25 protein-coding genes and 3 pseudogenes are annotated in these 19,705 nt (G+C 74.9%); 12 read left to right on the forward strand and 16 right to left on the reverse strand.

Annotated features, from left to right (window positions below; translation table 11 throughout):
* The 7 genes and pseudogenes from ABD946_RS16055 to ABD946_RS16085 form a co-directional block, all read right to left on the reverse strand.
* Positions 1 to 594 (reverse strand): annotated as a pseudogene (locus ABD946_RS16055) (phospholipase D-like domain-containing protein); the annotation flags it as partial.
* Positions 501 to 890 carry a hypothetical protein gene (locus ABD946_RS16060; protein ID WP_345284107.1) on the reverse strand — a complete coding sequence of 130 codons (390 nt, stop codon included), beginning with the start codon at positions 888 to 890 and terminating at the stop codon, positions 501 to 503. The pseudogene ABD946_RS16055 and the gene ABD946_RS16060, both read right to left, overlap by 94 nt.
* Before the next feature lie 28 nt (positions 891 to 918).
* Complete coding sequence (locus ABD946_RS16065; protein ID WP_345284109.1) at positions 919 to 1,437, reverse strand: glycerophosphodiester phosphodiesterase; 519 nt, start codon at positions 1,435 to 1,437, stop codon at positions 919 to 921.
* A 19-nt stretch (positions 1,438 to 1,456) separates the two neighbouring features.
* A pseudogene (locus tag ABD946_RS16070) lies at positions 1,457 to 1,798 on the reverse strand (glycerophosphodiester phosphodiesterase); the annotation flags it as partial.
* A gap of 153 nt (positions 1,799 to 1,951) precedes the next feature.
* On the reverse strand, positions 1,952 to 2,851 hold the full coding sequence (locus ABD946_RS16075; protein ID WP_345284111.1) for a spherulation-specific family 4 protein: 900 nt from the start codon (positions 2,849 to 2,851) through the stop codon (positions 1,952 to 1,954).
* Between the two features lie 49 nt (positions 2,852 to 2,900).
* Complete coding sequence (locus tag ABD946_RS16080; RefSeq protein WP_345284113.1) at positions 2,901 to 3,350, reverse strand: nuclear transport factor 2 family protein; 450 nt, start codon at positions 3,348 to 3,350, stop codon at positions 2,901 to 2,903.
* 104 nt (positions 3,351 to 3,454) lie between these two features.
* The gene (locus ABD946_RS16085) at positions 3,455 to 3,937 is read right to left on the reverse strand and encodes a MarR family winged helix-turn-helix transcriptional regulator (RefSeq protein ID WP_345284115.1); all 483 of its coding nucleotides are present in this window, start codon (positions 3,935 to 3,937) and stop codon (positions 3,455 to 3,457) included.
* An 81-nt stretch (positions 3,938 to 4,018) separates the two neighbouring features.
* Between ABD946_RS16085 and ABD946_RS16090 the strand changes: the two genes are divergently transcribed.
* Together ABD946_RS16090 and ABD946_RS16095 are read left to right on the forward strand one after the other, a co-directional pair.
* Positions 4,019 to 4,390 carry an HGxxPAAW family protein gene (locus ABD946_RS16090; RefSeq protein ID WP_345284117.1) on the forward strand — a complete coding sequence of 124 codons (372 nt, stop codon included), beginning with the start codon at positions 4,019 to 4,021 and terminating at the stop codon, positions 4,388 to 4,390.
* 52 nt (positions 4,391 to 4,442) lie between these two features.
* Positions 4,443 to 5,048, forward strand: coding sequence for a TetR family transcriptional regulator C-terminal domain-containing protein (locus tag ABD946_RS16095; RefSeq protein ID WP_345284119.1), 606 nt, complete (start codon positions 4,443 to 4,445; stop codon positions 5,046 to 5,048).
* Positions 5,049 to 5,112: 64 nt separating this feature from the next.
* Here ABD946_RS16095 and ABD946_RS16100 read toward each other — a convergent pair whose 3' ends face one another.
* Positions 5,113 to 6,549, reverse strand: coding sequence for a hypothetical protein (locus ABD946_RS16100; RefSeq protein WP_345284121.1), 1,437 nt, complete (start codon positions 6,547 to 6,549; stop codon positions 5,113 to 5,115).
* Between the two features lie 275 nt (positions 6,550 to 6,824).
* On the opposite strand from ABD946_RS16100, the gene ABD946_RS16105 reads away from it, so the two are divergent.
* From ABD946_RS16105 to ABD946_RS16115, 3 genes are all read left to right on the forward strand, one after another.
* Positions 6,825 to 7,325, forward strand: coding sequence for a hypothetical protein (locus ABD946_RS16105; RefSeq protein ID WP_345284123.1), 501 nt, complete (start codon positions 6,825 to 6,827; stop codon positions 7,323 to 7,325).
* 118 nt (positions 7,326 to 7,443) lie between these two features.
* A complete protein-coding gene (locus ABD946_RS16110) occupies positions 7,444 to 8,130 on the forward strand; it encodes a thioredoxin-like domain-containing protein (RefSeq protein ID WP_345284125.1) in 687 nt (228 codons plus the stop codon).
* A gap of 41 nt (positions 8,131 to 8,171) precedes the next feature.
* Positions 8,172 to 8,837 (forward strand): DUF305 domain-containing protein, encoded by a 666-nt coding sequence (locus ABD946_RS16115; RefSeq protein ID WP_380148941.1) that lies wholly within the window; start codon positions 8,172 to 8,174, stop codon positions 8,835 to 8,837.
* A 90-nt stretch (positions 8,838 to 8,927) separates the two neighbouring features.
* Here the strand turns inward: ABD946_RS16115 and ABD946_RS16120 are convergent, their stop codons facing one another.
* A complete protein-coding gene (locus ABD946_RS16120) occupies positions 8,928 to 10,409 on the reverse strand; it encodes an MFS transporter (RefSeq protein WP_345284353.1) in 1,482 nt (493 codons plus the stop codon).
* 105 nt (positions 10,410 to 10,514) lie between these two features.
* On the opposite strand from ABD946_RS16120, the gene ABD946_RS16125 reads away from it, so the two are divergent.
* Positions 10,515 to 11,030: a MarR family winged helix-turn-helix transcriptional regulator gene (locus tag ABD946_RS16125; RefSeq protein WP_345284127.1), complete on the forward strand. Its 516-nt coding sequence runs from the start codon at positions 10,515 to 10,517 to the stop codon at positions 11,028 to 11,030.
* Positions 11,031 to 11,062: 32 nt separating this feature from the next.
* On the opposite strand, the gene ABD946_RS16130 is transcribed toward ABD946_RS16125, so the two are convergent.
* The 3 genes and pseudogenes from ABD946_RS16130 to ABD946_RS16140 form a co-directional block, all read right to left on the reverse strand.
* Positions 11,063 to 11,194: an MGMT family protein gene (locus tag ABD946_RS16130; RefSeq protein WP_345284129.1), complete on the reverse strand. Its 132-nt coding sequence runs from the start codon at positions 11,192 to 11,194 to the stop codon at positions 11,063 to 11,065.
* A 37-nt stretch (positions 11,195 to 11,231) separates the two neighbouring features.
* A pseudogene (locus ABD946_RS16135) lies at positions 11,232 to 11,570 on the reverse strand (methylated-DNA--[protein]-cysteine S-methyltransferase); the annotation flags it as partial.
* Positions 11,567 to 13,138, reverse strand: a complete 1,572-nt coding sequence (locus ABD946_RS16140) for an AlkA N-terminal domain-containing protein (RefSeq protein ID WP_345284131.1) — start codon at positions 13,136 to 13,138, stop codon at positions 11,567 to 11,569. The pseudogene ABD946_RS16135 and the gene ABD946_RS16140, both read right to left, overlap by 4 nt.
* 182 nt (positions 13,139 to 13,320) lie before the next feature.
* Here ABD946_RS16140 and ABD946_RS16145 point away from each other — a divergent pair, with 182 nt between their 5' ends.
* The gene (locus tag ABD946_RS16145; RefSeq protein ID WP_345284133.1) at positions 13,321 to 14,361 is read left to right on the forward strand and encodes a LacI family DNA-binding transcriptional regulator; all 1,041 of its coding nucleotides are present in this window, start codon (positions 13,321 to 13,323) and stop codon (positions 14,359 to 14,361) included.
* 180 nt (positions 14,362 to 14,541) lie between these two features.
* Here ABD946_RS16145 and ABD946_RS16150 read toward each other — a convergent pair whose 3' ends face one another.
* Positions 14,542 to 15,273 carry a TSUP family transporter gene (locus ABD946_RS16150; RefSeq protein WP_345284135.1) on the reverse strand — a complete coding sequence of 244 codons (732 nt, stop codon included), beginning with the start codon at positions 15,271 to 15,273 and terminating at the stop codon, positions 14,542 to 14,544.
* An 82-nt stretch (positions 15,274 to 15,355) separates the two neighbouring features.
* Between ABD946_RS16150 and ABD946_RS16155 the strand changes: the two genes are divergently transcribed.
* Together ABD946_RS16155 and ABD946_RS16160 are read left to right on the forward strand one after the other, a co-directional pair.
* Positions 15,356 to 16,132 (forward strand): 2-phosphosulfolactate phosphatase, encoded by a 777-nt coding sequence (locus ABD946_RS16155; RefSeq protein WP_345284137.1) that lies wholly within the window; start codon positions 15,356 to 15,358, stop codon positions 16,130 to 16,132.
* A complete protein-coding gene (locus ABD946_RS16160; RefSeq protein ID WP_345284139.1) occupies positions 16,129 to 16,569 on the forward strand; it encodes a protein-tyrosine phosphatase family protein in 441 nt (146 codons plus the stop codon). The genes ABD946_RS16155 and ABD946_RS16160 overlap by 4 nt, the downstream gene beginning before the upstream one ends.
* Here the strand turns inward: ABD946_RS16160 and ABD946_RS16165 are convergent.
* Positions 16,539 to 16,793: a hypothetical protein gene (locus ABD946_RS16165; RefSeq protein WP_345284141.1), complete on the reverse strand. Its 255-nt coding sequence runs from the start codon at positions 16,791 to 16,793 to the stop codon at positions 16,539 to 16,541. The two genes, ABD946_RS16160 and ABD946_RS16165, sit on opposite strands and share 31 nt — an antisense overlap.
* Positions 16,771 to 17,334 (reverse strand): mechanosensitive ion channel family protein, encoded by a 564-nt coding sequence (locus ABD946_RS16170; protein ID WP_345284143.1) that lies wholly within the window; start codon positions 17,332 to 17,334, stop codon positions 16,771 to 16,773. The genes ABD946_RS16165 and ABD946_RS16170 overlap by 23 nt, the downstream gene beginning before the upstream one ends.
* Here ABD946_RS16170 and ABD946_RS16175 point away from each other — a divergent pair.
* Positions 17,288 to 17,707, forward strand: coding sequence for a hypothetical protein (locus ABD946_RS16175; RefSeq protein WP_345284145.1), 420 nt, complete (start codon positions 17,288 to 17,290; stop codon positions 17,705 to 17,707). The genes ABD946_RS16170 and ABD946_RS16175 overlap by 47 nt on opposite strands.
* A 97-nt stretch (positions 17,708 to 17,804) precedes the next feature.
* On the opposite strand, the gene ABD946_RS16180 is transcribed toward ABD946_RS16175, so the two are convergent.
* Positions 17,805 to 18,104: a WhiB family transcriptional regulator gene (locus ABD946_RS16180; protein WP_345284147.1), complete on the reverse strand. Its 300-nt coding sequence runs from the start codon at positions 18,102 to 18,104 to the stop codon at positions 17,805 to 17,807.
* Between the two features lie 243 nt (positions 18,105 to 18,347).
* Between ABD946_RS16180 and ABD946_RS16185 the strand changes: the two genes are divergently transcribed.
* Both ABD946_RS16185 and ABD946_RS16190 read left to right on the forward strand, forming a co-directional pair.
* Entirely contained in the window at positions 18,348 to 19,253 is a 906-nt protein-coding gene (locus ABD946_RS16185; RefSeq protein WP_345284148.1) for a SigB/SigF/SigG family RNA polymerase sigma factor, read from the forward strand.
* A 39-nt stretch (positions 19,254 to 19,292) separates the two neighbouring features.
* Positions 19,293 to 19,700: an ATP-binding protein gene (locus tag ABD946_RS16190; protein WP_345284150.1), complete on the forward strand. Its 408-nt coding sequence runs from the start codon at positions 19,293 to 19,295 to the stop codon at positions 19,698 to 19,700.
* Positions 19,701 to 19,705 lie beyond the last annotated feature (5 nt).

Here is a 19,705-nt window from a genome sequence, read left to right on the forward strand (position 1 = left end):
GACCGGGGCAGTGCCGATCGGGTCGTCCACCGTGTTGAGGAGGTCCACGATCGGGTCGGAGGTGGCGCGCGGGAAGAAGTAGGCCCGGGCCGCCCCGGCCTGCACCTCGACGGGGTAGTCCTTGGTCTGGAGCGAGCCGTCCGGGGCGGCCTGAGAGGCCGTCAGCTTCTCGAAGTAGGTGCGGTAGGCGGCGTGCAGCTCGGCGTTGCCGACCACCGTCATGGCATCGTTCCAGCCGTACTTGAGGTCCCAGACGGTGAGGTTGCCCGAGGACTGGACGGTCACGTCGTCCAGCGGGACGCCCAGGGTGGGCGAGCCGCTGCCGGTGGTGCGGGAGAACAGGAAGAACTTGTTGTGGTTGTTGCTGAACGGCGCGTACTGCTCGGCGTTCTTCGCCAGGCAGGCCTGGTCCGGCGCGCAGACCCGGATCCAGGAGGTGCCGTAGGTCTTCCCGGCGGGTGCGGTCTCGGCGAACGCGGCGTCCAGGGTGTTCTTCACCTTCAACCCGGGGGTGGCCCCGGAGCCGTCGGCCTCGATGCTGGTGTGGTCCACCAGGACCTGGACGTTGACGCCGTTGCGGTGCGCCTCGGCCAGCTTGCCCGCGTACCAGTCGGAGCGCAGCGAGTAGATCGAGATCCGGACGGTGGAGCCGGGCAGCGCCCGCCGGTGAGCCGGCCGAGGTGGCCGAGTATCGCGTTCTGGCCCGCGGTGTCGGGCGCCTTCGGGTTGTTGAAGACCGGTCCGGTGGTCACGTAGGTGGTCGGCTCAGCGACCGCGGCGGTCGGGACGGCGGTGGCCAGCAGCAGGCCGCAGAGCAGCGCGGGCAGCAGCCTGCGGGCCTTCGGCGCCGTGGCGCCGAGCGCCCTGAGGGTCAGTCTCTCGGTGATCATGGCGGGCCACTCTAGACCAGCCCGCGGCTCACTGACGCGCCGTCAGGCTCCGCCACCGGTGGCCGCCGCGCGGGCAGTCGCGATCCAGCCGGGCACGGGCGGCCCCGGGGGTGTCGGTGATCACCGCGTCCGCCCCGTGCTCGGCCGCACGGCTCCAGCCGTCCGGGTCGTTCACGGTCCACACGTAGACCCGGCGGCCGGCGGCGTGCTCGGCCCGGATCCGTTCGGGGGTGGCGAGCACCTGCTCCAGCGAGACGGCGTAGAGCGGCAGCTCCTCCGGCTCGCGGGCGGACCAGGAGGCCTGGAGCAGGGTGACCGGGAGGTCCGGCGCGGCGGCGTGGGCGGCCCGCAGGTACTGGGGGTGGAAGGAGTACAGCTCCACCTCCGTCCCGGAGGCGGCCGCGGCACCCGCCAGCCGGCCGATCAGGGCGGCCTCCTCCGGGCTGCCGACGTCCTTGATCTCCAGCAGCAGCCGGACCCCGGTGCCGTGCAGCCGGTCCAGCAGCTCGGTGAGGTGCGGGATCGACTGCGGGCCGCCGGGCCCCACCGTGACGCGCAGCCGGGTCCAGTTCGGCGATCCGCAGGTCGGCGACGGCGCCGTGGCCGGTGCCGCCGGTGACCCGGTCCACGGTCGGGTCGTGCATCAGCACGGGGACGCCGTCCCTGCTGACCAGGACGTCCGTCTCCAGCCAGTCGGCACCCTCCCGGAGGGCGGCCTCGAAGGAGGCCATGGTGTTCTCGGCCGCGACGGTGGGCGCGCCGCGGTGCCCCACCACGGGGACCCGGGAGCAGGCGGTGGCCCGCTCCCCCGCCCCCGTGGTGGCCGCCGGCACCACGTCGGAGGAGATCGGCAGGGCTGCCGCGAGCGCGAGCAGCGAGGTGAGGAGCACGGTACCGGTTCGTCCCATGCGTCCAGTGATGACCCGTCAGGGCCTCCCCGGCCCGGGAACCGGCGGACAATCAGACGAACGGGTGAGCGCCGACGGCGCGCTCACCCCGGCGTGCACGCCCACGGCGGGCCGCCGGGCGGCCCGCTCCCGGCAGCCCGCGGGACGGCTCCGTCAGCCGATGGTCGCGGCGTACGAGGTCTGCGCGGCGAAGCCGTAACCCGGCGCCGCGTCCCAGGGGTTGGGCAGGGTGTCGTCGGTGGCGTAGGCGTAGCCGGCGCCCCGGGCGAACGCGGTGTCCAGCGCGCTCTTCATCTCCACCTGGCCGGGCACGCCGTAGACCAGGTGCCAGAAGGCCGTACCGCTCGGGTCGAAGGAGGCGCCCGAGTAGTAGCCGGCCGTCAGGTTGAAGACGTTGCCGCCGAGCCAGCCGCCTCCGGTGTAGCCGGCGTAGGTGCCCTCGTACGTCACGAAGGTGTCGGCGGTGCGGTGGCCGGGCTCCAGGTAGCAGTCGGCGATCGCGGTGCCGGGGTTGTCGATCACCAGCTCGTCGGTGCCGGGCGCCACCGACTCGACGGTGGACTGGACGTACTGACGCAGCGCCAGGTAGTGGTCGCGGGTCGCGTTGCCCGCGCCGCAGTCCCGGCTGACCACGTCGAAGAAGATGCCGTCCACGTGCAGCTTGCCGTCGGCGGTCTTCAGGTAGTTGTCCACCGAGGCCTTCACGGCGGCCGCCGAGCGGGTGCCGTTGCCGGTGTGCACGTAGCCGAGCACCTTGGTGTGCGCGCCGGTCGCGGTGACCCCGGCGCGCAGCGCGTCGGCCTGCGCCTGCCAGGCGGCGGTGAACGGGCTGTCGCCGTTGCCCGGGTTGAGCACCACCACCGAGGCGGCGGGCGAGGTGCCCTGCAGGGCGGTGGTCATCGGGTCGCCCGGCCAGACGTACGCCGGCACCGCGATCTCCAGGCCCCGGCTGCCGGCCGCGGCCGCGCCGGTGGCACCGGTGGTCGAGACGGCCGTCAGGGCCAGGACCGAGCTGAACGCGAGGGCCAGCAGGCCCTTCGCACGTGCACGCATGAATCCCCCATGGGTTGGTTGTGGCGTTCCCTCCGCCCCGAGCCGGATGCTACCCGGCCGAGATGACCTTCCCCCCGTCCGCCGCTCCCGCACCGACCGCCCCGGCCTCGATCACGGCGATCAACGGCCGCAGGTCCTGCTCCACCGTCAGTTCCCGCAGCAGGGTGGTCCATCGGCCGCCCTCCCGGCGCCAGGTGAAGTCGTACAGCGTCGGCACGCCGTCCTCCTCCCGCCGCATCACGATCGACCCGTGGTCCGCCCGCACCGTCGTCGCCAGGAACGACACGTCGGCCAGCGAGTCCCCGATCACCCGGCCCTCCGCCCGCAGCGCGCGGAACCGGTGCATGAACTGCTCCTTCACCAGCCGCACGCTCAGCCCCGACCGGTCCACCCGCAGGTTCTCGAACTCCGGGTCGTACAGCGCGTCGAGGGCCTCCAGGTCCATCGCCAACCCCGCGTGCAGGTAACGCCACATCCGGTCCACCAGTGCCTGATCCATCGTCAACTCCCTCTCGTTCACCGGGAGTCCAGAATCACAGGGCCCACCCACGACTCACCGACGGGCGGATGACGGATCGCTGACAGCCCGCCGACACCCCGCCGTCACCCCTCCACCGGCCGCCGCAGCTCCTCCTGCCGCACCCGCATCAGTCCGGCCGCCCGCGTGAACCAGTCCGCCAGCACGGCGACCTCATCGGCCGTGTAGTCGGCGAACAGCTCGTTCAGCCGCGCGTAGAACGGCCCGTACACCTCGTACAACCGCCCCGCCGCCGTCCCGTCCGCCACGATCCGCACCCGCCGCCGGTCCGCCGGGTCCGCCTGCCGCCGCGCGTAACCGGCCTTCTCCAGGCGGTTGACCACCCCCGTGACGGCCCCGGTGGTCAGGTTGGCCCGCTCGGCCAGCTCCCCGGCGGTGATCGGCTCGGCCCCCGCCCCCAGCACGTGGCCGAGGCAGGTGAGGTCGGTGACCCCGAGCCCCAGACGCTGCGCGATGTCCTGCTGGCCGGTCAGGCTCAGCGCGATCAGCTGGTCCATCGCCGCCAGGGCCTGCTCCGGGGACGCCTCGGGACGCGGCTTGCCCTCCACCAAAAATCTCCTTACAGTCTAAGATACTTAGCAACTAAGACATCTGCCCTACGTCCCCCATCATGACGAAGGAGCACCGCCATGAGCGGCATCCACGGCCACCACGACATGGGCCACACCCTCGCCGGCTGGACCGGCACCGCCATCGTCACCCTCGGCACCGCGCTCGCCGGCACCGGCCTCTGCGCCGCCTCCCCCGCCCTCCTCCGGTCCGGCGCCACCACCATCCTCCTCGGCGCCCTCACCACCTGGGTCCTCCACCTCACCGGCTGGGGCAAGCCCAGCGGCCCCCGCCCCGAATCCCAGTGGCCCTGGCGCGTCCGCGACACCACCGCCCACACCGACTGCCTCGGCTGCCGCCTCGCCGGCCGCGACCGCCGGAACCGCCCGGACTCCGCGACCGCGCGTCGGCGCCGCGAGGCCGCCGGATCATCGGCGCGCGCCCTTCCGTGAGAGGCTGACCGGGCCCAGCACCACAGCGACCCCGAGCAGGGAGGACAGCCCGATGGCCGAGCCGCGGACCCGTCGGCCGGCGCGTCCGCGCGAAGAGGTCTTCGCCACCGCGCGGGCCGCCATCGCCGAGCACGGGCTGGCGAAGCTGACCATGGCCGGGCTCGGCAAGCAGCTCCAGATGAGTGCGGGTCACCTCCTCTACTACTTCGGCAGCAAGGACCAGCTGCTGCTGGAGACCCTGCGCTGGAGCGAGGAACAGCTCGGCGAGCGGCGCCGGGCCGCGCTGGCCGACCGCGGGGTGACGGTCCGGCAGCGGCTGGCCGCGTACGCGGGCCTCTACCTGCCGGAGGGGCCGGGCGATCCGCGCTGGGTGCTCTGGCTGGAGGTCTGGGGGCGCTCCCCCGCGAGCGCGGAGATCCGGCAGGGGCAGCTGGAGATCGAGGCGCCGTGGCAGGCGGATCTGGTCGCCCTGCTCGAAGAGGGTGTCGCGGAGGGCGAGTTCGGGGTCGGGAGCGCCGGAGTGGCCGAACGCGCCGTCCAGTTGCGGGCGATGCTGGACGGCTTGGCCGTCCCGGTGGCCATCGGGCTCCCGGGCGCCGACCGCGCCACGGCCGAGTCGCAGCTCGACTCCGTCGCCCGCGCCCTGCTGCGCGACTGACCTCCGACCGGACGCCCTGCCAGGCCGGTCGGACGCGGCGCGCCGCGACCCCTCTGACGCGCCGTCACTCGGTCCAGAGGGCGACGGCGGTGCGGTCGGCGGCGTAGCCCTTGGCGCGGACCTGGATCTGGCGGAGGAAGTCCACGGTGCCGGGCGGGTGCGGGTGGGCCCAGTGGTTGGCGAGGAAGTGGGCCACCGAGGGCTCCTCGGCGAGGGGGTCGGCCAGGCCCGGGGTGGAGAGCAACAGGATGTCGCCGGGGGTCGCGGGGACCAGCCGGAAGCGGAACGAGCGGGGGGACGGGCCCGCCGGGTGCGGGGGCTGGCCGTCCGGGTGGTGGAGCAGGCGGGCCGCGTAGGCATCGATCCAGTGGCCGGAGCGCAGGAGGTAGAGGCCGCCGGGCCCGAGGCCGAACGCCGCCCGGTGGGTGGCGGTCGGGTCGAGCGAGATCATCAGGCAGTGCAGCGCGGCTTCCTGCGGAGCGTCAGGAGGCGTACCCGGGGCGCGCAGTGGGGCGAACGCGCCGGTGGCCAGGCGCTGGAGCCCGTAGCGCAGCCGGTCCCGCGCGCCCGCGCGCAGGTCCGCGGCGAGCTCCGCCCGGCTCCGGCCGACCGCCGCCGCCAACTGCCGGCAGGCCTCCGCCGCCAACGGCGAGGGCTCGGGCGTGGTGCCGACCACCGCCAGCAGCAGCCCGTCCTCCCCCTCCCCGAACCGGGTCAGCAGCAGCGCGTCCCGCCGCCCCTCGCCGCGGTACCGGGCCGAATCCCCCCGCACCGAGACGGCCCTGACGGTCGCCCCGCCGTACTGCGCGCCGTCCACCACCGTGTCGGGGGTCAGCAGGGCCAGCTCGTCCGGCTCCACGGCGGTGACGGCGGTCGGCTCCGGCCCGTACGTCGGCGGGCGGTCGCCCACGTGCGGCACCGGCTGCTGCGCGTACGCCCGCCGCGCGGGCGGCGTCAGCGGCGGGACGGACAGCTCGGCGGACACGGACGGCGGGACGGTCTCGGCTTCGGGTTCGACCTCGGTCTCGGCCTCCGGTTCGGGGTCGGCCACCACGGTCTCGGCCTCGACCGCCTGAGCCACCGTCACGCGCTCCGGCTCCGGCTCGACGGCCGGCTCGGGTTCGACAATCGGCTCGGGTTCGACAATCGGTTCGGGTTCGACAATCGGCTCCGGCTCGGCCTCGGCGGCCGGCGCCTCCGCCGCATCTGACGGAGCCTCCGCCACCCGCTGGGCCCCGATCATCCCGAGCGCCGAGTCGAACCACTCGTCCACCGTCGGCTCTGCCACGACGGGCTCGACCGGCTCCTCGACGGCCTCCGCCTCCGCCGTCCGCTGGGCGCCGATCATTCCGGCCGCCGAGTCGAACCACTCGTCCACCGTCGCGTCCTCGGCCGCCGCGTCGGGCACCGCCAGGGCCTCCGGCAGGGTGGCCGCCGGACCGGTGTACACCTCGTGCCACCAGCCGTCGCCGCGCTGCAACGGTGTGCCCTGGTTGCTCATCCGGCTGCTCCTCGTAGGTCTCTGGCCGTCTGCCGAGCGGGCCTGCTCCCGGACTCGGCGTCATTCTTCCGAACGGAGAACGACGCTGTCCGGCATTCGGCGACAACCGGTCACTCCATGGGCTCAGCGGCCGGAACGGCACCCTCCGGACCGAGCGGCAGCGGCCTCGCACGGTGCCAGCTGGGTGAATTCCCGGCGGCGAGCCGGGAGGGGGGTGGTGATCAGACCCCCGAAGGGGCTCTACCCTCACCCGTTCGGCTGATTAATATGTGCGCATGACCGCGCCAGGGGCCACCAGACCACAGCCGGGGAGGGCCCGCGCGGGCCACCACCCCGTCGCTGCGCTCTGGGCGTTCCTGCTCGCCGGTCTTCTGCTGGCCCTGCCGTGCTCGGGCCCGGCCCACGCGGTGGCCCGGGCGGCCGCCGCGCCCGCCCCGCTGACCACCGTGACCGCGCTCCCGGGCGCCCACCTCCAGCTCCGGTTCCACCAGGACGGGCAGCCCACCGCGCACCACCGGTCGGACGCCGCCGGGCTCCCGTCGGAGCTGGTCTGGTGCTCGGTCGACGGCGAGCGGCCGTTCCCGGGCAGCGGCTGCTCCGGGCACACGTACTGCGGGCCGGAGGCCCAGCTGCCGAACGCTCCGCCGCAGCCGGTCCCGGCCGTCGCGGCGCGGCTGGTCCCGCCGCAGGTGCTGCCCGCGCCCTCCCGGCCCGTGCCGGTGGGCGATCTCGACCTCGCGCCCGACCTGCACGTCCTCCAGGTCCAGCTGAGCTGAGCGGAACCCACCGCCCGGACCGCTCCGGCCGACCGGCCGGACCGGGCGGCTCCGCTTCCCCTGCCAATCCGCATACCGCCGGCCGGACACCGCCCGGCGGGGACAAGGAAACACTTCCATGGGTTCCGCTTCCAAGCAGCCGACCAAGCAGCAGTCCGCCAAGGGCAAGGGCAACGTGAAGGGCAGCACCGCCGACCGGCGTGCCCGGATCGCCGAGCTGCGCGCCGAGGAGCAGCGCCGCGACCGCCGCAACAAGATCGTGGCGATCAGCCTCGGCGTGGTGCTGGTCGGCGGCATGATCGGCGGCGGTGCGTGGATCGCGCTCGACGCCAAGGCGAAGAAGGACAAGGAGACCGCGGCCGCCAAGGCCCCGATCGACGGCGTCCAGACCTTCGACAACCTCTCGCGCAACCACGTCACCACCACCGTGACCTACCCGCAGACCCCGCCGGTCGGCGGCGACCACAACCCGCAGTGGCTCAACTGCATGGGCACCGTCTACGACAAGCCGGTCGAGAACGAGAAGGCCGTGCACGCCCTGGAGCACGGCGCGGTCTGGGTGACGTACAGCTCGAAGGCCTCGGCCGAGGACATCACCACGCTCTCCACCAAGGTGAAGTCCACCCCGTACTCCTTCATCAGCCCCTACCCGGACGAGAAGGGCACCATCACCCTGACCGCCTGGGGCACCCAGCTCACGGTGGAGAGCGCCTCCGACCCGCGGGTCGGCACCTTCTTCACCAAGTACGTGAACGGCCCGCAGACCCAGGAGCCCGGTGCCTCCTGCAGCGCGGCGGTGATGTGACCGTGACCGTCGAGGACGGAGCCGTCCGGGACGAGAGCGCCGTGACGGAGGGTCAGGAGCCCGCCGCGCAGGCGCGGGGCAGCCGCCGACGGGTCTGGTGGCCGGCCGCGCTGGCCGCCGCCGTGGCCCTCGGGCTCGGCGTGCCCGCACTGGTCAGCAGCAGCTCCGGCGGGCCGGCCGCCGCGGCGCCCGCGCAGGAGTCGGCGGACGCCGGCTTCGCGCGGGACATGTCGACCCATCACCAGCAGGCCGTGGACATGTCGTTCATCGTCCGGGACCGGACCCAGGACCCCGACGTCCGGACCCTGGCCTTCGACATCATCAACACCCAGGCCAACCAGCGCGGCATGATGACCGGCTGGCTGGACCAGTGGGGGCTGACCCAGCACTCCGGTGCCGCCCCCATGGCGTGGATGAAGATGGACCACCAGTTCACCGCCCACGACGGCGCGCTGATGCCGGGGATGGCCACCAACACCGACCTGGACAAGCTGCGTTCGCTCAGCGGCCGGGACGCCGAGGTGCTCTACCTCCAGCTGATGATCGAGCACCACAAGGGCGGGGTCGGGATGGCCCAGGGCTACCTGGACACCGGCTCCGACGCGGTGGAGAAGCGGCTCGCCCAGACCATGGTGAACGGGCAGACCGCCGAGATCGACCTGATGACCTCAATGCTGGACAAGCGCGGCGCCAAGCCGCTCTCCTGACCGGAGCGAGGGAAGGCACCGGCCCCACGGGGCGCGGCACGGACGGTACGCCGTCCGCGCCGCGCCCCGTCGGCGTCTCCCGACGCTCCGTCAGCCCTGCCGGGCCCGGGCCGACTGCCGTGGCAGGGCGGGCCGATCGGCCGGGCCGCGCGCCGGGGTCCGTACCCGCCCCGCGGCCAGGGCGGCCGCCAGCGCGACCAGGACCAGCAGCGCGAAGACCGCACGGCCCCCGGCGGCGGGCCCGGCCAGGTGGAGGCCGAGCACCGGCAGCGCGGTGCCGAGCGCCGTACCGAGGCTGCGCACCATGTTGACCAGCCCGCCGCCGACCGCTGAACTGGCGGGCGGGATGGCCCGCATCACCTGCGCGTTGTTGGCCGGCAGCAGCAGCCCGAGCCCGTACCCGGCGGCCGCCAGCGGCACCGCCATCGCCACCGGGGCGGCGGGCAGCGCGGCGGCCCCGGCCAGCCCCAGCGCCGCCAGCAGTGCCCCGAGGCGGCAGCGGGCGCCGTCCGTCCAGCGCGTGGGCAGCAGCGCGCCGCCGACGGTGGCCGCCACCGCGAACGCCGCCGGCAGCGCGGTGATCACCAGCCCCGCGGCCGCCACCGGCACCCCGGCCCCCGCCAGCACCACCGGGCCGAGCACCAGGGGGCAGAACAGCAGCAGGTAGCCGACCAGGGCGATCAGCAGGCCGGTGCGGATGCCGGGGGTGTTGACCAGACCGGGCGGGATCAGCGGGCGGTCCGCCCGGCGCTCCTGACGGGTCAGGGCGAGCGCCAGTGCGGCGGCGAGCAGCAGCAGGACGGCCACCGCCCAGGCGGGGAGCGGGAGTCCGGAGGCGGCGGAGAGCCCGAGCAGGGCGGAGGTGGTGGCCCCGGCCAGCAGGAGGAGCCCGGCCAGGTCGAACTTCCCTTCAGGGCGCGGGGGTCGGCGCGAGCAGCGGTCCGGGTGGGTACGGGGCAGCAGGAACCAGCCGGCCACCAGGCCGACCAGTCCGACGGGCACGTTGACCCAGAACGCCCAGCGCCAGGAAGCGTGTTGGACCAGCAGGCCGCCGAGGGTCGGGCCCAGCGCGAGGCCCAGTGCCTGGGCCGCCGCCTGGACACCGAGCGCCGTCCGCATGGCCCGCTCGGGCACGCCCCGGGCGACCAGCGCGACGCTGTTGGCCTGCATCATCGCCCCGCCGACCGCCTGCACCGCCCGGCAGGCCACCAGTACCCCGAGGCTCCCGGCCGCGCCGGCCCCGAGGCTTGCGAGCGCGAAGACCGCGAAGCCGCCCAGATAGACGGTCTTGCGCCCGATCAGGTCGGACAGCCGCCCGACCGGGGCGAGCAGCGCCACCAGCACCAGCAGGTACGCCAGCGAGACCCAGGCGACGGCCGCGAAGCCCGCGTCGAAGGCGGACTCCAGGGCGGGGAAGACCAGTGCGGTGACGCTCGCGGTGAGCTGCCCGAGGAAGGCCCCCAGGCAGACCGCACCGACGGCCAGCCAGTGCGCGTACGGCCGGGAGGCGATCAGCCGGGGCCGGGGACGCTCGACCAGCAGGCGTCCGGTCAGCTCTCGCACAGTGGCCATATGACAAATGTATCTGTCACCGATCCATTCGGTCCACAGAGCTACCCGTCCAACCAGCGGAACGTGACCGGATCCCCCCGCACACCGCGAGCTACGCTGTCGCCCATGTCCGTACAGCCCGACCCCGCGCCGCCCGCCCCCACCCCCGCCCACCCCGAGGCCGAGGGCACCACCCTGGAGCGGGCCCAACGGCTGACGGACGTGATCACCCGGCTGCGGCGGGCGCTGCGCAGCAGCATCCGCACCGACTACCCGTGGGAGTCCCTGCCGATGGCGCAGGTCGAACTCCTCCAGACCCTGGCCGCCGCCCCGCTCCGGGTCGGCGAACTGGCGGCCCGTCAGCGCCTCGCCCCCAACACCGTCAGCGGCCTGGTCGGCAAACTCCTCGACGCCGGCTTCGTCGACCGCCAGCCCGACCCCGGCGACCGCCGCACCGCCCGCATCGCCCTCACCGAAGCCGGCCGCCGCCAGCTCCGCGACTGGCAGCTCGCCCACGAACGCCGCCTCGCCTCCGCCCTGGAGAGCCTCGGCGAGACCGACCGCGAGGCCGTCATGAACGCCCTCCCCGGCCTGGAACTCCTCGCCCGCGCCCTCACCACGGTGGACGACCGCCACCCCTGAGCCGGCACCGGGCGGCCGCCCCTGCCCGGCGCTCAGAACAGGGCGGGCCGCTCCAGCGCCAGCAGCTGCCGCTTCCGGTCCACCCCGGCCGCGAAGCCGGTCATGGCGCCGTTCGCGCCGAGCACGCGGTGGCAGGGGAGGATCACCAGCAGCGGGGTTGGCACCGACCGCGCCGCCCACCGCGCGGACGGCGGCCGGGGGCTGGCCGGCCATCGCGCCGAGCTCGCCGTAGGTGACGGTCTCGCCGTACGGGATCTCGGCCAGGGCGGCCCAGATCGCCCGGCGGAAGTCGCTGCCCTCGGGGTCGAGCGTCAGCGAGAAGTCGGTCCGCTCCCCCGCGAAGTACGCGTCGAGCTGCGCGACCACCTCGGCGAAGGCCGCGTCGTCGGCGACCCACCCGTCGGCCGGTCCCTCCGGGGCGCCCTTCTGGCCCGGCGCGGTGACGGAGCGCAGCGCGACCCCGCCGGTGCCGTCCGGCACCCCGCTGAGCAGCAGGCGCCCGAGCGGGCTCTCCATCGTGGTGTACACCGTCGCCGTCATGCCGCCGTCCCACTTCCTGACGCACCGTCAATCACAGTCCCCCGCTTGCCCTTCCGAGGATTCTCCCCGACCGGCGGGGTGAGCGAGGCCCACAGCCGGTGCACCGCGTACGAGCGCCAGGGCGCCCAGGCCGCGCCCGCGACCGCCGCCGACTTCGGGTCACCGGCGTGCCCGAGCCGGAGCAGGCCGTGCTTGACGCCGATATCGCTGGGCAGGAAGACGTCCGGATCGGCCAGCGCCCGCATCCGCAGGTAGCCGACCGTCCAGGGGCCGATGCCGGGCAGGGCGAGGAGTTCGGCGGCGGCCGCCTCCCGGTCGACGCCGCCGTCGAGGCGCACCGTGCCGTCCGCCAGGGCCGCACAGAGCCCGCGCAGCGCGCGCTTGCGCGCGTCCGGCATGGCCAGGTCCTCGGGGGCCGCCCCGGCCAGCGCACCGGCGGTGGGGAAGAGCAGCCGCAGCCCGCCGTTGGGCTCGGCCAGCGCCGCGCCGTACTTCTCGGCCAGCCGCCCGGCCAGCGTCCGGGCGGCGGCCACCGTCACCTGCTGGCCGAGGACGGCGCGCACGGCCAGCTCGTGCGGGTCGACGTGCCCCGGGGAGCGCACCCCGGGGCGGGAGCGGACCAGTGCGCCGAGCACCGGGTCGGCCCCGAGCTGTCCGTCCACCGCGTCCGGGTCGGCGTCCAGGTCGAAGAGCGCGCGCAGCCGGTGCACGGCGGTGGTGAGGTCGCGCAGGTCGGTGAGCTGGAGCCGGCAGTCCAGCCAGCCGCGGTCAGCCCGCTCGCCGGGGCCCAGGCCGTCCACCTCCGCGACGGCGTGGCCGTAGGGGAGGGCGAGCGTGCGCCGGTAGGTCCGCACCCCTGACGCGGGGTCGGCCACGACCTCCTCCACGCCGGGGACGGCGCGCAGGGCGAGGAAGTCCAGCAGGTGGTCGCTGTCCAGCGAGCCCCGGTAGGCGAGGCGGAGCCCGATCTGCCCGGCGGTCACGGCGCCCGGGCGGTGGCCGTTGGCCTCCGTGCGCAGGCCGCTCGGGGTGCGGTCGTACACCTCGCGCACGGTGTCGTTGAACTGACGGACCGAGGAGAACCCGGCCGCGAACGCGATCTCGGTGACCGGCAGCTGCGTGGTCTGGAGCAGCAGCCGGGCGGTCTGCGCGCGCTGCGCCCGGGCCAGCGCGATCGGGCCGGCACCCAGCTCCGCGCTCAGCTGCCGCTGCAACTGCCGTGCGCTGTAGCCGAGTCGGTCGGCCAGACCGGAGACCCCCTCCCGGTCCACCACACCGTCGCCGATCAGCCGCATGGCCCGGCCGACCAGGTCGGCCCGGTGGTTCCACTCCGGCGAGCCGGGCACCGAGTCCGGACGGCAGCGGCGGCAGGCCCGGAAGCCGGCGCCCTGGGCGGCGGCCGCCGTCGGATAGAAGGTGCAGTTGGCGCGCTTGGGCGTGACGGCGGGGCAGCTCGGACGGCAGTAGATGCCGGTGCTGCTGACGGCGGTGAAGAACACCCCGTCGAAGCGGGCGTCCCGGCTGTCCACCGCCCGGTAGCGGGTGTCGTCGGTCAGGGTCTCGGTCACGTCCTCCAGTCTGCGCCACCCCGGAGGGTGCGACTGGCGGAAATCGGACGCCACCGTCGCCTGCCGCGCGCCCCTGGAGGATCACCTCTTGAGAGCGCTCTCACACCCGGCCCGATACGAGTAAGCTCTGTACCGGCACATCCCCCACGTCCCTGCCCACAGCCCTCCCGAGGAGTACCGAGGTGGCCCAGCCGCAGCCCGAGGCCGAGTCGGCCGCCCCGCTCCCCCGCCCCACCCTGGAGTCCGTCGCGGAGCGGGCCGGCGTCTCCCGCGCGACCGCCTCCCGGGTGATCAACGGCGGCACCGGAGTCCGGGAGCCCCTGCGGGAGAAGGTCCAGAAGGCCGTCGAGGAGCTCGGCTACGTGCCCAACCTGGCCGCCCGCACCCTCGTCACCCGCCGCAACCAGGCCGTGGCCGTCGTGGTCGCCGAACCGGAGAGCCGCCTCTTCTCCGACCCCTTCTTCGCCCAGCACCTGCGCGGCATCAGCCGCGAACTCTCCGCCGCCGACAACCAGATGGTGCTCCTCTTCATCGAGGACCAGCAGGACTACCAGCGGGTCGGCCGTTACCTGGCCGGCGGCCACGTGGACGGCGCCCTGCTGTTCTCCCTCCACCAGAGCGACCCGCTCCCGGAGATGGCCCGCCGGGTCGGACTGCCCACCGTGATCGGCGGCCGCCCCGGCTGGCCCGGCGCCGAGTCCGACCGCGAACTGGTCTACGTCGACAGCGACAACCGCGGCGGCGCCCGCACCGCCGTCCAGCACCTGCGCTCCCTCGGCCGCACCAGGATCGCCACCATCACCGGCCCGCTCGACCAGACCTCCTCCATGGACCGCCTCGACGGCTACCGCGACCTCCTCCCCGACGGCGACTCCGCCCTGATCGCCGTCGGCGACTTCACCCCCGAGGGCGGCCGCCGCGCGATGGCCGAACTCCTCGAGCGCCGCCCCGACCTCGACGCCGTCTTCGCCGCCTCCGACCAGATGGCCTCCGGCGCCCTCCACGTCCTGCGCACCCACGGCCGCACCGTCCCCGACGACGTCGCCGTGGTCGGCTTCGACGACGTCGAATCCATCGCCGCCTGGACCGAACCCCCACTCACCACCATCCGCCAGGACATCGAGGAAATGGGCCGCCTGATGGCCCGCCTCCTCCTGCGCCGCCTCAACACACCCCCTCCCAACCCCTCACCCCCACCTCCGTCATCACCCCCACCCGCCTGATCCTCCGCGGCTCCGCCTGACCGTCGGACGGGCACCCGGACCGGAAACGGGAGTGACCCGGGCACCGGACCCACGGTTGTCACCAGGTGACGTCCAGAACGAGCAGTGAGAGCGCACCGCGCCCCGGACGCCAACGCACGCCGGGTGATGCTCGCCCAGCGGAGCGTGGACCCCGGGGTGTCAGAGGCCGACGGCCCCCTTCGTCAGGGTGCTGAGCCCGCCCGCCAGGGCGATGCCCAGGACCGCCCGCCGGGCCCAGTGCTCCGGGACTCGTCCGGCCAGGGCCGCGCCGATCACCGCGCCGGCCGCGATGCCGGCCCCCGCCGAGGACCATCCGGTGCGGGAGAGGTGGGGCAGGCCCTTGGCGGCGACGGAGAAGACGTTGACGACGAAGCCGTAGAAGAGGGCTTTGGGGAGGAACTCGCGGACGGTCCAGCCGGCGTTGACGGCGTAGAGGGAGAGGGCCGGGCCGCCCACGCCCGCCGAGGAGTTCATGAAGCCGCTGGCCGCGCCGGCGACCACCGCCCCGCCGGTGCCGCGCAGGGCGGCGGCCCGCGCACCGGCCAGCACCACCACCACGGCGAGCGTCACCACCAGTCCGATGCCGACCAGCAGGACGGGGCCCGGCAGGCGTTCGGCGACCCAGACGCCCGCCGGGACGGTGCCGCCGGCCGCCAGGACCAGCGGGACCATGGCCCGCGGCCTGACCTCCCGCCAGTTGCCCGCCAGCCCGAGCAGGCTGATCACCCCGGACGCGCAGTTGGCCAGGGCGACTCCTTCTCCCGGGCCGATCAGCAGGGCCAGTACCGGTACGGCGACCAGCGCGAGCCCCATCCCAGCCATCCGCTGCACCGTCGAACCGAGCAGCACCACCCCGCCCAGCGCCAGTTCCGCCACCCAACCGCTCGTCATGACGGGCACTCTGCTCCGCTCTCCCCGCATGATCAACGGAATTCCGGATGCGGGTGCCGGCAGGGTGGGATGATGCCCCGTCATGGACGAGGAGACGTGGAGTGCCCAGGCCGGGTACGGGGTGCGGTTCGAGTGGGGGCCGGTCGGCGCGGCGCGGCTGGTGCGGGCCGGGGCGGCCGCGCTGGTGGTGGTCGACGTGCTGTCGTTCACCACGGCGGTGAGCGTGGCGGTGGAGCGCGGGACGCGGGTGTATCCGTACCCCTGGCGGGACGGCACCGCGCGGGAGTTCGCGGCCGGGCAGGCGGCGGAGCTGGCGGTCGGGCGGCGGGAGGCCTCGCCCCGGGCGCCCTGGTCGCTCTCCCCCGCGGCGCTGCGCACGGCGCCGTTCACCCCGCGCCTGGTGCTGCCGTCCCCGAACGGGTCGGCGATCGCGGCCGCCGCCCGGGGCCTGCCGGTGTACGCCGCCTGCCTGCGCAATGCCACCGCCGTCGCCCGTCACCTGCACCGGGAGGGCCTCGGCACGCCGGAGCGGCCCCTCGCCGTGGTCGCGGCCGGCGAGCGCTGGCCGGACGGTTCGCTCCGCCCCGCCGTCGAGGACCTGCTCGGCGCCGGTGCGGTGATCGCCGCCCTCGCGGGGACGGCGTCGCTCTCCCCCGAGGCCGTGCTCTCCCCCGAGGCCGCGCTCGCCGCCGCTTCCGCCACCGGGACGCCCGACCCGGCCGCCACCGTCCGGGCCTGCGCCTCGGGCCGCGAACTGGCCGACGGCGGCTGGCCGCAGGACGTCGAGGCGGCCGTCGAGATCGATTCGTCCACCGTCGTCCCGCTGCTGGACGGCCTCGCCTTCGGGAGCACCCGATGACCCCCACCACCTGGGACCCGACCGCGGCCGGGATCCTCCGTCTGCCCTCCGGGCGGATGGTCCGCGGCCGCGGCCTGAGCCACCCGCAACCGCCCGGCCCGGAGCCGGAGTTCGCCCTCTACCTGCTGGGCCGTCAACCTCCGCCCGTCCCCTGGGAGTTCCGCTGGCTCCGCTGGCCCGACTTCCGCCTCCCGGCCGACCCGGCGGCCACCACCGAGGCGCTCCGGGAGGCGTGGCGCCGCTGCTCCGCCGAGCGGGTCGAGTTCGCCTGCGCCGGCGGCCGCGGCCGTACCGGTACCGCCCTGGCCTGCCTCGCCGTCCTGGACGGGGTCCCCGCGGACCGCGCGGTCGCCTACGTCCGCGAGCACTACTCGCCGCACGCCGTCGAGACCCCCTGGCAGCGGCGCTACGTCGCCCGGTTCGACCCCTCGGCCTGACCCCGGCCCCGGCCCTCGCCCCGGCCCTCGACCTGCCCCTCGCCCTGCCCCTCGACCGTGGTCCCCGTCATCGTGTTCCCAGCCGTCCCGGCCCCCGTCATCGGAGCCTCGGCGAAGGCCACCCGGGGCAGCGCGGCGGGGTGGTGGTGGCGGAGGTGACGGATCAGCTCCTCCCGTGCCCAGCAACGGAGTTCGAAGGCGTCATCGGCGTTGCGGGCGGTCATCAGCGCGCGGACCACGATGGTGCTGGGCGTGGTGTCGACGACCTGGAGGGCGCGGCCGGCGCCGTCCCACAGGGGGGTGCTCGGCGATCCGGCGCTCGAACTCGGCGCGCAGCTCACCGACCGGGGTGCTGTGGTCGAGGTGCAGGACGGCGGTGCCGGTGATGCCGGGGCCGCGGCGGGACCAGTTCTCGAAGGGCCTGCCGACGAAGTGCGAGACGGGCATGACGATCCGTCGCTGGTCCCAGGTGGCGACGGCGACGTAGGTGAGGGTGATCTCCTCGATCGTGCCCCACTCACCGTCGACCACCACCACGTCGTCGATGCCGACCATGTCGCTGAAGGCGAGTTGGAGCCCGGCGAAGAGGTTGCCGAGGGTGCTCTGGGCGGCCACCCCGAGCACCAGTCCGACCAGTCCGGCCGAGGCGAGCAGGCTGGTGCCGACGGTGCGGACGGCCGGGAAGGTCATCAGCACCCCGGCCAGCGTGAGCAGCGCGATGGCCGCCCCGCAGACCCGGCCGAGCAGGCTCGCCTGGGTCCGCACCCGCCGCACCCGCGCCGGATCGCGGTCCGGCCGCCCGCTCGCGTACCTGCTCAGCCCGGGTGACCAGCAGCAGGGCCACCATCCGGGCGGCCAGCCAGCCGCAGCTCACCAGCAGGGCGATCAGCAGCCCGTGCCGCACCACCCCTGCGGCGGGGAGGGCCACCCATCCGCCGGCCAGCAGCAGCGCCGCGCCGGCGGCGGCCAGGAACGGCACCCGGCAGCGCCGCAGCACCGGCCAGGCCACGGCCTCGGGGTGGGCGGCGGTCAGCCGCCGCAGGGCGCGGCGCACCACCCGGTCGACCACCACCAGCACCACCAGGACGGCGGCCACCGCCACGGCGGGCCGCAGGACGGTCCAGATCTGCACGCGTGAACTCCTCGAGTGGGAACGGCGGAAGCGTCCGGGTCCGCCGGGCCGACGCCCGCCGGACCGACGCCCGCCAAACCAGCGATGGTCGGGCCACCGACCGTCAGGCCGCCGCGCGGCGACGGCGACGCGAGGCGCGGAACAGCCGCTCCCGCTCGTCCTCGGTCTGCCCGCCCCAGACGCCGTAGGTCTCGTGCGCGAGCAGGGCGTGGCGCAGGCAGGCCTCCCGCACGGGACACCGCGCGCAGACCTCCTTGGCGCTCGCCTCCCGGGCCTCGCGCTCGGGCCCGCGCTCGCCGAGCGGGGTGAAGAACAGGTCGGTGCTGACGGTGCGGCAGGCAGCGCGCAGCTGCCAGTCCCACTCGTGCTCGAAGGCGCCGGGCAGGCGCGAGACGACGGTCATGGGGGGCTCCTTCGCTCGTTCCGGTGGTACGGCCCGGCGTGCGTCTCACCCGGTTGCGCCGGGCGAAACCCACCATCCGTACACTCACCGTCCTTGTGGCGCAGGCCACTTGCCCCGTGAAGACCGACAACCGGAATCCGTGCGCTCCGTGCCGACCCTGTGACGATCGCGTGTGCGCGGACATGGCACGGAGCACCCCGGGTAACCGCGGTCTCGACGCGGAAGCCCGAGGAGAGGAACGACATGGCGATCATCACCACCGCCCTGGCGGACACCGCCCCCGTCCCGCCCGCCCCGTCGGGGCTGCGCCGGAGCGCCCTGTCCGGGCTGCCCGAGCTGCAGGACGGGCCCGCACTGGACCGCCCCCGCGAGGTGGCCGCACCGGACGCCCGTCAACTGTCCCGCGTGCTCTTCGCCCGGCTGCGCGAACTGGAGGAGGGCACGCCCGAGTACTCCTACGTGCGCGCCACGCTGATCGAGCTGAACGTCTCGCTGGTGCGCTTCGCGGTCCGGCGCTTCTCCGGCAGCCGGGAGCCGCTGGAGGACATCGTGCAGGCCGGGACGGTCGGCCTGATCAAGGCGATCGACCGCTTCGAGCCCGAGCGCGGGCTGGAGTTCACCACCTTCGCCGTCCCGACCATCGTGGGCGAGGTCAAGCGCTTCTTCCGGGACAGCACCTGGGCGGTGCACGTCCCGCGGCGCCTCCAGGAGGCCCGGCTGGCCGTGGTCCGGGGCAGCGACGAACTGGAGCAGCGGCTGGACCGCAGCCCCACCGTGCCCGAACTCGCCGAGCACCTCGGCCTCTCCGAGGAGGAGGTGCTGGAGGGCATCGGCGCGGCCGAGGCCCGGACGGCCAACTCGCTGGAGGCCCGGCTGGACGACGCCGACGCCGGGGAGGGCCCCTCGCTGGAGGCACTGCTCGGCGCGGAGGACCCACGCTTCGAACGGGTCGACGCCGTCCAGGCGTTGAAGCCCACCATCGCCGCACTCCCGGAGCGGGACCGCCTGCTGCTCGCGATGCGCTTCAGCGAGGAGCTCACCCAGTCCCAGATCGGCGAGCGGCTCGGCGTCTCGCAGATGCACGTCTCGCGGCTGCTCGCCCGGGTCCTCGGCGAACTGCGCGCCGCCCTGGTCGCGGACCCGTCCTGACCCACCGTACGCAGCCGGACGAGAACAGGGAGGCGACCGGTGACGGCATCACGGACCGCACCCCCGCCGTCGGCGCGGGTGCGACGGATCGACCTGGCGGGGCTGCCCGCCCCGGTCACGGCAGCCCGGCACGTGGTCCTGGCGACCCTGGCCGACTGGCTGGTCCAGCGGGCCGGGCGCGGCGACGTCGCCCTGGTGGCGAGCGAGTTGGTCGCCAACGCGGTCCTGCACGGCGGCGGCCCGCACCGCCTGGTGCTGACCGAACTCGACCGCGCCGACCCGGGCCCGGCCGCCGTCCGGGTCGAGGTGACGGACGGCAGCCCGCACACCCCGGCCCAGCGCCCCGGCGGCCACGGCCTGCTGGTCGTCCGCCACCTCAGCCGCGCCTGGGGCCACCGCCCCACCCCGCCCGGCAAGACGGTCTGGGCCGACGTCCCGCACGGCTGAGGCCG

The sequence above is a fragment of the Kitasatospora albolonga genome, assembly GCF_039535905.1.
GTDB classification, from domain to species: domain Bacteria; phylum Actinomycetota; class Actinomycetes; order Streptomycetales; family Streptomycetaceae; genus Kitasatospora; species Kitasatospora albolonga.

Bases quoted from the DNA above. Each gene is read 5' to 3' on its own strand.
- ABD946_RS16075 (WP_345284111.1), bottom strand. From the start codon at position 2,851: ATGCGTGCACGTGCGAAGGGCCTGCTGGCCCTCGCGTTCAGCTCGGTC.
- ABD946_RS16100 (WP_345284121.1), bottom strand. From the start codon at position 6,549: ATGAGCAACCAGGGCACACCGTTGCAGCGCGGCGACGGCTGGTGGCAC.
- ABD946_RS16110 (WP_345284125.1), top strand. From the start codon at position 7,444: ATGGGTTCCGCTTCCAAGCAGCCGACCAAGCAGCAGTCCGCCAAGGGC.
- ABD946_RS16165 (WP_345284141.1), bottom strand. From the start codon at position 16,793: ATGACCGCCCGCAACGCCGATGACGCCTTCGAACTCCGTTGCTGGGCA.
- ABD946_RS16175 (WP_345284145.1), top strand. From the start codon at position 17,288: ATGGCCGCCCCGCAGACCCGGCCGAGCAGGCTCGCCTGGGTCCGCACC.
- ABD946_RS16125 (WP_345284127.1), top strand. From the start codon at position 10,515: ATGTCCGTACAGCCCGACCCCGCGCCGCCCGCCCCCACCCCCGCCCAC.
- ABD946_RS16155 (WP_345284137.1), top strand. From the start codon at position 15,356: ATGGACGAGGAGACGTGGAGTGCCCAGGCCGGGTACGGGGTGCGGTTC.
- ABD946_RS16120 (WP_345284353.1), bottom strand. From the start codon at position 10,409: ATGGCCACTGTGCGAGAGCTGACCGGACGCCTGCTGGTCGAGCGTCCC.
- ABD946_RS16180 (WP_345284147.1), bottom strand. From the start codon at position 18,104: ATGACCGTCGTCTCGCGCCTGCCCGGCGCCTTCGAGCACGAGTGGGAC.
- ABD946_RS16105 (WP_345284123.1), top strand. From the start codon at position 6,825: ATGACCGCGCCAGGGGCCACCAGACCACAGCCGGGGAGGGCCCGCGCG.
- ABD946_RS16185 (WP_345284148.1), top strand. From the start codon at position 18,348: ATGGCGATCATCACCACCGCCCTGGCGGACACCGCCCCCGTCCCGCCC.
- ABD946_RS16095 (WP_345284119.1), top strand. From the start codon at position 4,443: ATGGCCGAGCCGCGGACCCGTCGGCCGGCGCGTCCGCGCGAAGAGGTC.
- ABD946_RS16090 (WP_345284117.1), top strand. From the start codon at position 4,019: ATGAGCGGCATCCACGGCCACCACGACATGGGCCACACCCTCGCCGGC.
- ABD946_RS16160 (WP_345284139.1), top strand. From the start codon at position 16,129: ATGACCCCCACCACCTGGGACCCGACCGCGGCCGGGATCCTCCGTCTG.
- ABD946_RS16080 (WP_345284113.1), bottom strand. From the start codon at position 3,350: ATGGATCAGGCACTGGTGGACCGGATGTGGCGTTACCTGCACGCGGGG.
- ABD946_RS16060 (WP_345284107.1), bottom strand. From the start codon at position 890: ATGATCACCGAGAGACTGACCCTCAGGGCGCTCGGCGCCACGGCGCCG.
- ABD946_RS16150 (WP_345284135.1), bottom strand. From the start codon at position 15,273: ATGACGAGCGGTTGGGTGGCGGAACTGGCGCTGGGCGGGGTGGTGCTG.